The sequence below is a fragment of the Parabacteroides sp. ZJ-118 genome (genome assembly GCF_011038785.1).
GTDB lineage: Bacteria > Bacteroidota > Bacteroidia > Bacteroidales > Tannerellaceae > Parabacteroides.
In genome coordinates, this window is the sequence record NZ_JAAKDT010000023.1 from 15112 (window position 1) to 27283 (window position 12172).

General features: G+C 45.7%; 11 protein-coding genes and 1 pseudogene. All 12 read right to left on the bottom strand.

Annotation, left to right across the window (positions count from 1 at the left end):
* Positions 1-2 precede the first annotated feature (2 nt).
* Complete coding sequence (fusA, locus tag G7Y39_RS07715) at positions 3-2129, bottom strand: elongation factor G (protein ID WP_165156659.1); 2127 nt, start codon at positions 2127-2129, stop codon at positions 3-5.
* A gap of 23 nt (positions 2130-2152) precedes the next feature.
* Positions 2153-2629, bottom strand: coding sequence for a 30S ribosomal protein S7 (gene rpsG / locus G7Y39_RS07720; RefSeq protein ID WP_165156711.1), 477 nt, complete (start codon positions 2627-2629; stop codon positions 2153-2155).
* Between the two features lie 154 nt (positions 2630-2783).
* Complete coding sequence (gene rpsL / locus G7Y39_RS07725) at positions 2784-3194, bottom strand: 30S ribosomal protein S12 (RefSeq protein WP_005853956.1); 411 nt, start codon at positions 3192-3194, stop codon at positions 2784-2786.
* Between the two features lie 236 nt (positions 3195-3430).
* The gene (locus tag G7Y39_RS07730) at positions 3431-3691 is read right to left on the bottom strand and encodes a hypothetical protein (protein ID WP_165156661.1); all 261 of its coding nucleotides are present in this window, start codon (positions 3689-3691) and stop codon (positions 3431-3433) included.
* Positions 3692-3882: 191 nt separating this feature from the next.
* Positions 3883-4140, bottom strand: coding sequence for a transposase (locus tag G7Y39_RS07735; RefSeq protein WP_370520364.1), 258 nt, complete (start codon positions 4138-4140; stop codon positions 3883-3885).
* A gap of 71 nt (positions 4141-4211) precedes the next feature.
* On the bottom strand, positions 4212-6056 hold the full coding sequence (gene mutL, locus G7Y39_RS07740) for a DNA mismatch repair endonuclease MutL (RefSeq protein WP_165156663.1): 1845 nt from the start codon (positions 6054-6056) through the stop codon (positions 4212-4214).
* Positions 6056-6358, bottom strand: coding sequence for a hypothetical protein (locus G7Y39_RS07745; RefSeq protein WP_165156665.1), 303 nt, complete (start codon positions 6356-6358; stop codon positions 6056-6058). The genes mutL and G7Y39_RS07745 overlap by 1 nt, the downstream gene beginning before the upstream one ends.
* A 29-nt stretch (positions 6359-6387) precedes the next feature.
* The gene (locus tag G7Y39_RS07750) at positions 6388-7989 is read right to left on the bottom strand and encodes an OstA-like protein (RefSeq protein ID WP_165156667.1); all 1602 of its coding nucleotides are present in this window, start codon (positions 7987-7989) and stop codon (positions 6388-6390) included.
* On the bottom strand, positions 7986-9350 hold the full coding sequence (locus tag G7Y39_RS07755; protein ID WP_165156669.1) for a peptidylprolyl isomerase: 1365 nt from the start codon (positions 9348-9350) through the stop codon (positions 7986-7988). Before G7Y39_RS07755 ends, G7Y39_RS07750 begins: the two co-directional genes overlap by 4 nt.
* A 25-nt stretch (positions 9351-9375) precedes the next feature.
* Positions 9376-10230 (bottom strand): peptidyl-prolyl cis-trans isomerase, encoded by an 855-nt coding sequence (locus G7Y39_RS07760; RefSeq protein WP_165156671.1) that lies wholly within the window; start codon positions 10228-10230, stop codon positions 9376-9378.
* A 14-nt stretch (positions 10231-10244) separates the two neighbouring features.
* Entirely contained in the window at positions 10245-11831 is a 1587-nt protein-coding gene (locus tag G7Y39_RS07765; protein WP_165156673.1) for a peptidylprolyl isomerase, read from the bottom strand.
* 108 nt (positions 11832-11939) lie between these two features.
* Positions 11940-12106: pseudogene (locus G7Y39_RS13660) on the bottom strand (IMP dehydrogenase); the annotation flags it as partial.
* Positions 12107-12172 lie beyond the last annotated feature (66 nt).

Here is a 12172-nt window from a genome sequence, read left to right on the forward strand (position 1 = left end):
TATTATTTGATCAAATCAACGCGACCTTGAACCTCTGTCAATACTTGCTTAGCGATAGAAGAGGATACCTGGGCGTAGTGTGAGAACTGCATTGAAGAGGTAGCGCGGCCTGAAGTGATCGTACGCAAAGCGGTCACATAACCGAATGTCTCAGCCAATGGAACCTTAGCCTTCACGATACGAGCTCCCGTACGGCTAGTCTCCATACCCTCAACCTGTCCACGACGCTTGTTCAAGTCACCGATAACATCACCCATGCTCTCTTCCGGAGTAACGACCTCCATCTGCATGATCGGCTCCATCAATACAGGACCTGCCTTAGCGGAAGCGTTCTTGAACGCTTGGATAGCGGCGATCTCGAAAGACAACTGATCGGAATCTACCGGGTGGAAAGAACCATCGATCAAAGTCACTTTCAACTTATCAAGAGGATAACCTGCCAACACACCGTTCTTCATAGCCTTCTCGAAACCTTTCTGCACAGACGGGATGAATTCCTTCGGAACGTTACCACCCTTAACCTCGTCGAAGAATTGCAAAGTACCCTCGAAGCTCTCGTCAGCCGGTTCCATACGAACGATGATATCAGCAAACTTACCACGACCACCCGATTGCTTCTTATAAACCTCACGAAGCTCAACCGGCTGCGTGATAGCCTCCTTGTAAGTAACCTGTGGACGGCCTTGGTTACATTCAACCTTGAACTCACGGCGCAAACGGTCGATGATGATATCCAAGTGAAGCTCACCCATACCGCTAATAACGGTCTGGCCTGTCTCCTCATTTGTCTGTACGCGGAAAGTAGGATCCTCCTCGGCCAACTTAGCCAAGCCCATACCTAGCTTATCCATGTCTTTCTGGGTCTTAGGCTCTACAGCGATACCGATAACCGGTTCCGGGAATTCCATAGACTCCAATGTGATCGGATGATTTTCATCACAAAGCGTATCACCTGTACGGATATCCTTGAAACCGACACCTGCTCCGATATCACCACAACCAATCACCTCCATCGGGTTCTGCTTGTTAGAGTGCATCTGGAACAAACGCGAGATACGCTCCTTCTTCCCGGAACGAGTATTCAATACATAAGAACCGGCGTTGACAGAACCGGCGTATACGCGGAAAAAGCACAAACGGCCTACATACGGGTCGGTAGCGATCTTAAATGCCAACGCAGTCAACGGCTCCTCGAACAGAGGTTTACGAACAACTACTTTATCAGGATCTGAAGGATCCGTACCCTCGATAGCCGGAGTATCTTCAGGAGAAGGCAAAAACGCACAAACCGCATCCAATAGAGTCTGTACACCTTTGTTCTTGAAAGAAGAACCACAAGTCATCGGATTGATCTGCATAGCCAATGTACCCTTGCGGATAGCCGCCATAATCTCCTCTTCTGTGATCGTAGAAGGATCATCGAAGTATTTTTCCATGATAGCGTCATCGCACTCAGCCAAAGCCTCAAGCATCTTGTCGCGCCATTCCTCAGCTTCAGCTTGCAAATCTGCTGGGATCTCCTCAACGCTATACTCGGCACCCATCGTCTCGTCGTGCCAGAAGATAGCCTTCATCTTGATCAAGTCCACAACACCCTTGAAAGTCTCCTCTGCTCCGATAGGGATCTGGATCGGACAGGGATTTGCTCCCAAAACTTCTTTTACCTGACGAATGACCTCATAGTAATTAGCCCCCGAACGATCCATCTTGTTAACATAGCCGATACGAGGTACATTATATTTGTCAGCCTGACGCCATACGGTCTCAGACTGGGGTTCTACACCACCCACAGCACAGAATGTAGCAACAGCACCATCCAATACACGAAGAGAACGCTCAACCTCAACCGTGAAGTCTACGTGTCCCGGAGTATCAATCAAATTGATCTTGTAGCGATTGCCTAAATAGTTCCAGAATGTAGTCGTAGCAGCGGAAGTAATCGTGATACCGCGCTCCTGTTCCTGCTCCATCCAGTCCATTGTGGCAGTACCATCATGAGTCTCACCGATCTTGTGCGTCAAACCTGTATAAAACAAGATGCGTTCAGAAGTTGTTGTCTTACCAGCGTCAATGTGAGCCATGATACCGATGTTCCTCGTGAACATCAATTGCTTGTCGTTGTTTGCCATATTCTTTTTTATTGCCTTAAAAATTAAAATCTGAAGTGAGCGAACGCACGGTTAGCCTCAGCCATACGGTGCATATCCTCTTTTCTTTTGAATGCGCCACCTTGGCTATTGAAAGCATCCACAATCTCTGCGGACAACTTGTCAGCCATAGTCTTACCTCCGCGTTTACGTGCGAAGATAATAAGGTTCTTCATAGAAATTGACTCTTTACGATCCGGGCGGATTTCAGTAGGGACTTGGAAGGTGGCACCACCTACACGGCGCGACTTAACTTCGACTTGAGGAGTAATGTTATCAAGCGCAGCTTTCCAAATTTCGAGAGCGGACTTTTCCTCGTTAGGCAATTTGCCCTTAACGGTTTCCAAAGCGGAATAGAAAATCTCGAAGGCAGTATTTTTCTTGCCATCATACATCAAATGGTTAACGAATCTCGTAACCTTTACATCACCGAAAACAGGATCCGGAAGGATCTGTCTCTTCTTTGGTTTTGCTTTTCTCATTTTGTTTTCAAAAATTTGTTCTTGTCGTTGGTTGCCTTTCATTCGTCTTCAACGGTTCCGCTGAACCATTTACTCAACCTTATAGCCTATCCAAATAACTCAAACCTGTTTTTAATACTTAAATTTAAATCTCAGTTTGAAGGCATGTAATTAATTACTTCTTCTTACCTTTTGCGGCAGCTGCTGCTTGACCCGGTTTCGGACGCTTAGCTCCATACTTGGAACGTCTTTGCGTACGGCCGTTAACACCCGCTGTATCCAACGTACCACGTACGATGTGATAACGCACACCCGGAAGGTCTTTTACACGACCACCACGTACCAATACGATAGAGTGCTCTTGTAAGTTGTGCCCTTCTCCCGGGATGTAGGAGTTAACTTCCTTACCATTTGTCAAACGTACTCTCGCTACTTTACGCATTGCAGAGTTAGGTTTCTTCGGAGTCGTAGTGTAAACACGTACGCAAACGCCACGTCTTTGAGGACAAGCGTCCAACGCAGGTGATTTACCCTTCTCCACCAAAGTTTCCCTTCCTTTTCTAACTAATTGCTGAATTGTAGGCATTTCTTTTTTTTTTAAAACTTTGAATGTTATTATTATTTATCTAATCTTTTTCTATTTTGAGCCGCAAAGCTACACATCATTTTTGGCAATCCAAAAGTTGTGCCTATTTTTTTCGTATACTTCGCACTAAAAACGGTGCAAAGGTACATATTTGTTCTCGGTCGGCAAGGCAGACCCTAGCCGTATTTATTAATATTTAACATTTACTTTAGATGGTGAGTCTGCGACAAAAAAAATTATTGCTTCAACGCTTCAATCAAATCGGTAAAGTCTGTGAAGGTAGAAGTCAATTTACCTGCATCAAGTGGTGGGAATAAACGGATGAAATCACGCACTTTATGATAATTGCGTCCATTATCCTTATAAATTCTCCCCACAAGGTCGCTGGGATTGGAAATGCGGGTCAAATCAGTCCGATTATACGACAGGTTCTTCAAGCCCTCTTTCTTCAAGACATCAGGCTGAGACAAAATCCAAGTTTCTGCTTCTTGAATCATAAAAAATGTATTGGAGGAAACGATATCCGTCACGCGGTTAGGCTTTGTTTCGTATAAAAAGCATCTTAGGTCCATCCCCCAAGTATCTTAGGTGCGTTGGCAAAGTATCTTAGGTGAGTGGCGCAAGTCTCCTAAGATACTTTTTTGCTCAGCCTTCGTCGCATTGGGGCGTGTTGGTAAGCATGACCTTCTCAAAAGATATCCCCCACAACTTTTCTATAGCGTCGAACATCAAAACCGACTACGGAAGACTGCATTATATATTCCTTGATTCTCCCAATGGCCGGGGCAGCAGCTTTTTTTGCCTCATTGATCCAGTTGACCATCGAACCCTGGCTGATTTCAAGACCGAACACCTCTTTGAAGAAGGATGCTATACGGTTATAAGGCAGGAACTGAACCGTTGACAGGTAGGCGACCTTCTTGATAACCGAAATGGTCTCCTCGATTCAATCAATTTACTATGTCCGCTGAACAGTTACCTCTATTTATCTCACCGCCACGTATAGCGACTGTACTTTTATTTGAATCTTTTCTCCAGCTCCTCGTCCGTCAGCATGGAAATGATCGTCTTTCCGTACGGGGTCAAGTTCGAGTCCGGACAAGAGAACAGGGAGGCGATCAGATGATCCATTTCTTCCGGGGATAAGGATTTGCCGAGACGGATAGCGGCAGCTTTCGCTAAAGACAAGGCGATGGCTTCGCAGACATTCTCATGCACCTCGCATCCGGTCTCGATCGCCCGGTCCACAATATCCTTTACCAAGTTTACAGGATCAAGGTTCTCTATACCGGCAGGCAGACCATTGATCGCATAATTATCATTTCCTAGATTACTCAGATCAAAGCCGACGAAGCGTAAATCTTCCAATAAGAAAGGCAGTACAGCCGCCTCGGCAGCGGTAAACTCAACAATCTCCGGGAATAGGACTTGTTGGGAGACACCCTGTTGCTGACGGATATTCGACAGATATTGGTCAAACAAGATACGTACATGTGCACGATGCTGGTCAATAATAGCCAAGCCCGATTTCAAGGAGGTTATAATATATCGCCCTTTATATTGATAACAAGGATTACTTACCTCCGCAAACAGATTCTCCGGATTAGAAGCCTCAGCCGGCAATTCCTCGATCGGGGCATCCTCGAAAGTCTCGGACTCCATTCGGACAGCCACCCGGTCGTTCTCAAACCCTTGATATAATTTAGACCAATCGAATTCCGGTTTCTTATAAGGGGTAGTGTCAAACGGATTATAACTGGAATCCACTTGCACTTTCGGGGCCTTATAAGTACTAGGCTCACTTTTCTTGACCGGGTTGTAAACAGGAATATCGATCGCATCCTCCACGTCGAAATCAATCGTAGGAATAGCGCTCGATTTGGCCAACGCCTCCCGGGTAGCGGCCATCAAGATCTGCCAGATCGGTTGTTCGTTCTCAAACTTAATCTCTGTCTTCGTCGGGTGGATATTGACATCGATCGAAGAGGGATCCAACGTGAAGTAAACAAAATAGTTCGGCATATCTCCAGCGGGGATCAATTGCTCATAAGCCTGCATGATCGCCTTATGGAAATATGGGTGCTTCATATAACGGCCATTCACGAAAAAGAACTGCAATGCCCCTCGCTTCTTCGCCGAGTCCGGACGCCCCACGAAGCCGGAAATAGTCACCATGGGACTTTGGGCATCCAGAGAGAGCAATTTTTGGTTCAGATTCTTACCATATATATTAATGATGCGCTGACGCAAGCCCGAATCAGGCAGATTGAATATCTCTGCATCATTATGATAAAGAGACATACCCACCTGTGGATTCACCAAGGCGATTCGCTCGAACTCATTGATGATATTCCGGAATTCTGTCTCATTCGACTTCAAGAATTTCCGGCGGGCGGGAACATTAAAGAACAGATTCTTTACCGAAAAGACACTTCCTTCGTTACAAGCCTCCGGCTCGATATTCTCCAAACTAGAACCTGCGATGGATAGGCAGGTGCCAAGCTCTGCCCCCCTAGCCCGGGTACGCAACTCGATATGAGCGACAGCGGCAATAGAGGCCAATGCCTCACCCCGGAAACCCATCGTATGCAACGAGAATAAATCCTCGGCTGTAGAGATCTTAGAAGTAGCGTGACGCTCAAAAGCCATGCGGGCATCCGTCTCGGACATACCTTTCCCATCATCGATCACCTGTATCAATGTCTTGCCCGCATCCTTTATGTTCACTTGGATATTGGAAGCGCCAGCGTCCACCGCATTCTCGACCAACTCCTTAACGACAGAGGCCGGACGTTGGATCACCTCTCCCGCCGCAATTTGGTTGGCAATATGGTCTGGAAGTAAATGAATGATATCGCTCATTACCAGAACAAATACCAAAAGAAAGCAGCCAAGACCGCCAAGGCCACCGCCAGTTTCACATTCTTATACCTACGAGCCCGGGAATCCTCGCCTCGTTCCACGCTTTTCTTCAAATGCGAAGTGCCTTCAATGAAAGTTCCCTTGATATGCGGTTTATACTCCTCCAACGGCTCCTCTACACCCATTTCACGTTTGACCTTGCTTATACGTTCTTCCAAGGCTTCCTTATGAGGATCCCAATAAATAGGCTTATGATCAAATTGACGCGGCTTGCGCATGTTATAAAACGAGAAAAGTGCCATAGCTTTACCTATTAATTATGAATACGACGCTAATGTACGAATTTATTGCTTCTCTTCGGAACATCTTGAACTTTTCTTTTCACGACCTGATAAATATCATCCTTGTCTTTAGGACGGATATAATCAAACCAATAAAAGTCTTTCAAGTATTTCTGGTCGGACTTCAGATCGGGAATAGGGGTCATCGTACCCGTTGGAGTCGGCCAGATTTTTAGTTTATCCAACTTATTATCTTTTAGCCAAATCGTAAGGAAACCACTCTTGGTCTCGTTCATGCCGACCATCGAGCCATCCTTTTCCAATGGGAAAAATATAGATTCGGCGTTACCCAACACATCGATCTGATTCACGACCTGCCCCTCGAAATAAGCCTTCAAGTCATTTCCCTTTAATTGGTTGAATGCGGTAGAATCGATTTGCTGTATCGCAAAAGCGAATTGCTTCACGTGGGCAAAATCGATCGAGCTATCATTCATAAATACCAAGATCGTATCCCCATAGATCTGATACTGTTCGTTCCAGACAATAGGGTCTGTATACATGTATAATACAGAGTCTTTCGTATTAAACTGCATCGAGTCGCAAACACCTTGCAAATCCGTCCGATAGAAACGGACGCCGTAATAAGCTTTTACTTCCCGGTAAAGCGAATCCACCGTGATCATCTTCAAGGTATCGCCATGCAGAAACAAGGTATCCCCTTGACTGAACTCCAAGAAACGGGCGCTATCCGTAGCGAAAGCATACTCAGTCTTCTCGCTGTAAAAGCCGTATTGGCCTTCCAGCATGACATGCTGCGCCGTGTCTTGCAGACACATATTACCGAACGCCTCCCCGAAGCCCAGTTCCCGGTTGTAAGCGATAGAATCGCCTGTCAAGATACGGTCGCCGGAAACCACCTGAGAACGATCCAACAGCAAAGAGGTATTATTCACGGTATCATACCAACCTCTGGAGGAATAGATCGTGCCGCTATCCGACACGATAATAGACGGTCCGAGGATCGTGGCGATCTTCGAGCCTGTATTATAATGCAAGGTATCGGAATACAACGTGAATTGCTCATTTTCCAGACGGACACTATCATTGAAGACAGCCAATTTCGTACTAGGCGAATACTGCCCGTAAAAAGAAGAGAGCTGATTCAAAGAGTCGACAATCAAACCTCCGTCGAAATAATATCCGATATCCGGGATTCTCTCATAGTTCAAGCTATCCGTAAACAGGGTAACTTGTCCATTCTCCATGCGGACATTCTCCCGCAAGTAAGCGATCTGGGTATTTCCATCGTAAAACAGGTAATTTCCATACACGAACAAAGTATCCCCCTGTTCCATCCGGACATTACTAAACGCCTCCAAGGAATTGGTCTGCTCGAAGAAATATGCACTATCGCAATACATATACGAACTATCATGGCGAAAACAAACATCACCATTCAATACCTGAGCCTCGGCGTTCCTCTCCTTGTCGAACGAAAGTGTATTCGCATGCTCCAAAAAGACCTTCGTCTTCTTGGGGGCTACACGATCTTTGGCAGCTATCCCCATGCTATCTTGCGTTTGCGCAAATACACCAACCGATAAAACACACGATAAGACCGCTAGAAATAACCTGTTAATTAGTCTCATTCCTTAACCCAACCCGGATATTTGAAATCACAATTTCTCCAACCGTCGCTAATACGCACGTAGGTTGATTTTTGCTTCTTCGTGATCCAGTCGTTCAATAACTCCTCACGTTTCTTTGCCTCCACGATCGCTTTCAAGGCTTGGAAGTCATCGGCCAGATTCGCCTTATGTCCTTCCGTCCGAGCTTTCAGCTTAACAATAGCTACCACCTCTTTCTGCTTATTCGTCAACATGGTAAAAGGCTTGGAGATCTCTCCGACTTTCATGCCATATACCACCTTGCCTATTTCCTGCGGAAGTTCTTGCATCTCGAACTTAGGGGTTCCCATATTGCGACTCTCGTAATCCTGGTTTACCATCAAACCTTTATTATTACGCGTATCCTTGTCGTAAGAGACGAATGTGGCGGCTTCCTCGAACGTGAATTTATTCGTCTGCAAATCATTGTACAATGAATCCAGACGCGTGGTAGCATCCACCAACTCCTTATCGGAGACCTTCGGTTTCAATAAGATATGGCGGCAGTTGATACGGTCTCCGCGTTTCTCGATCAATTGGATGATATGGTAACCATACTCCGTCTGTACGACCTGGGAGACACGTTTCGGGTCTTTCAAGTTAAACGCTACGTTCGCAAACTCCGGCAACAGCTGTGTCTTGCTCATGAAACCTAACTCACCACCTCGAGACGCCGACCCCGGATCTTCCGAGTACAAACGAGCCAACGTAGAGAATTCCATCTTGCCGGAATTGACCTGCTCCGTGAAATCACGCAAGCGAGCCTTGATAGCGTCCGTTTCCTCAAATGGGATCTTCGGTTCCAAGGTAACGATTTGCACCTCTACCGTCGTAGGGATGTTCGGCAAGCTATCCTGAGGCAACTGGTTGAAATATTTACGCACCTCGGAAGGAGTCAGCTTGATCTCACCGATCAATTGATGCTGCATCTGTTGCACGATCTGCTGCTCTCGCACCATCTCCTTACGTTCGTCCTTAATCTGGGAATATTTCTTACCGAAATATTCCTCCAATTTCTCGCGAGACCCGATTTGGTTAACAGCCATGTTCATCCACTGATCCACGTTCTGGATCACTTGGTTTTCGTTCACGGTGATACTGTCGATCTTTGCTTGATTCAGGTATAGTTTCTGTATCGCCATCTGCTCCGGAATCACGCAATACGGGTCACCATCCAAACGGACTCCCTCGTTTTGATTATACAAACGCTGTGTCTCAATATCCGAACGTAAAATAGCGTCATCTCCTACCACCCACACAATTTCATCGATTACATTGTCTTGCGCCATTACAAGGCAAGAACAACAGGCAAGAAAGAATACACTTAAAATCTTTTTCATCATGTCTACCCATTTATAAAATTAGAGATCACGGCTCGGAATGGAATTGCACGTCACCGCTCCGGATCGCATCGTTATATAACTCGTCTTCAAATTTTTTCAAGAATTCCACTTTTCGCTGGTTGACCAGTATTTCCATGACGTGCGGACTGGCATAATCATACGGTTCCACACTGCCGGAAGGCAAATACTCCTTGATATTCAGTAGATAGCAATAGCTACTATCCGCTACTTCAACAAACTTATTCGCCTTCAGAAACGCATTCGGATTCGATACATGGATCGGTATATTATCCATCACCTCATCGAAATCAACCCATTTGTCGTAAAAGTACTCATAAATTGTGGCATTTTGCACACTATACTTCTCAATTTTTTCTAAAGAGCCCACATCTGTGGATTTGTACCACTTTTTTACGTCGGTAAGTCCCGGGGCATCAACTGGGATTTTTAAGAATAACCCCTTGATCAAGCCTTTATCCAAGATGAACTTTTTCTGGTTTTCCTCGTAATAGTTTAACTTATCACTTTCCCGGATATCGGCTTTCAGCTTCTCCTCTACTAATCGTTCCTGATAACGGTAACGAACCAAGGAACGCCTGTATTCCTCTACCAATTTATCGACCTCCTCTTTCTCATCCCCCAAGTTACGCAAAGCCACATCGTACACCAATACATCCTTTATCCATTTCTTGATAAAGTTCTCGGTCAGCAACAGACTATCTGCGTAGGAAATCCCCCGGGGTATTAGCTTATTCACCTCCGAATGACTCAGGGTACGTCCTTTCACGCTAACCAAGACATCCGTAGTATCAGCCGGCTGAGAACCTTTACAGGCACCCAACAACACGACGAACGCCAAGAACATGGAGACTATCCTCATATCTATACTTTGTTTTATTTCTTTAGTTCCTTCAATAATTTCCAGTTTACAGTCACCGGATATTTCTTATTCAAATCCGCAATCCATTTTGCCTCCAATACCTTCTGCTGGGCGGAGGGTTTGCTCCAGATCTCCCGGTTACTGACCTCAAACAAGAGGATCCCATCCCGGTACTCCTGCATCAAATGAGGAATCTCCGGATATTTCGTCTCCAGGTTCTTGCGTTCGGCAGTCGTCACGATATCGCGGATAAACAAATCATAGACCTCTTGCATAAAATCACCCGCATACGTCTTTGTAGAGAACGGGCAGCGTTGGATATAATAAGCGAACTCTGCTTGCGAGAAATCCCTCCCGTCCAAATGCATCAACGCTTTGTTCATATCCTTCGCTTTCTCATAAAACGCCTCGTCCGTGGGAAAACAATCATTACATAAGGCTTGCAACTCCGCATAGGCTTCCGGATAGAAAACGTATCCGTATTCCTTTTTCATGCGGTCGTCGAAAGCTTTATACAACTCAAAGTTACGTTCACCCTGCCCCATACGTCTCGACAAGACTTTTTCCTCTTCCTCAAACGAAGGGCGTCCTTTCTTATCGATCAATTTAATGATATGGTAACCAAAACGGGTTTCCACCACCCCGGATAAATCACCCGGCTTGCTCAACGCAAAAGCGGCTTGCTCAAAAGGCTGGACCATCTCGCCGACCCCAAACCAAGGTAATACTCCCCCCTTCTTAGCGGAAGCCGCATCCCCCGAGTATTCTTTCGCCAACTCAGCGAAATCCGCACCCTCTTGCACTTGCTTATAGATCATCTGCGCTTTTGCCAGAAAAGCTGATGAATCCCGAATAGCGGAATCTTTCGGAAAGGCGATCAAGATATGAGCAACACGTACCCGCCCCGGATTGGGTTTACGGCTATGGACTTTTATCAAATGAAACCCTAATTTCGTGCGAACAGGTTCAGAAACCACGCCAACCGGCAAGGAATAGGCAGCATCCTCAAACACTTTTAGGGATTGCATCGGGAGCAAGCAACGTACATATTCGCAAGCGACATGCTCCTTGTCCTTCTCGGCCAAAGCTTTTCCGACAGTTTCCATATCCTCTCCTTCCTGAAGACGTCTGTATATCTGCATGGCCTCTCGATATACGGCTACCGTATCTTTGGATACCGTCTTCTCCGGCAAGCGGAATAAGATGTGGGTCAACTCTAGCGAGCGATCCCCCCGGTCATATATCGCACGGGCAGCCGCTTTCTCACCCTCCTTATCCGACATATAGCTATCGATCAACTGAGCCCGATATCCATCCAGCTCACTTTTGAACGAAGAAGTCTGGTCGATCCCTAAAGATTCCGCCTCCGCCACTTTTAGCTTAAAATTTTTAAATAGCTCGACATAGTTTTTGACAGATTTCGCATTCGACAAATCCACTTCTCCATTCTTCTCTGCGATAAACATAAATTCAGATAAAGGCACTTGTTTTCCCGCGACCGTCATAACGACCGAATCGGACGCGGTTTGAGCGCTAACCGTCACACAAGCGAATAGCCCTAACGAGATAAGTAACTTTTTCATCAAAAATTCTTTTACCATAGCATGAATATACATTACAAAAATACCACTAATTTAACGGAGAGCTGATAAGAAAAGTATGCTATCTCATTAAATTATTGTTTTTTATAAAACGCAAAACTTGTATTACTATTCACCACGGCTATAATCCGGAGTCTCTCGTATAATCGCCACATCATGCGGATGGCTCTCTTACACACCGGATTAGTGATTCGAGTAAAACGAGCTTTATGCAACTCCTCGATATTACGTGTCCCGCAATAACCCATTCCCGCACGTAAACCACCTACCATCTTTTCACGCAATAAATCGATACAGGAGAAAGTAAAGTTCCTTCCGAATGAAAAATAAATCTCTTTCGG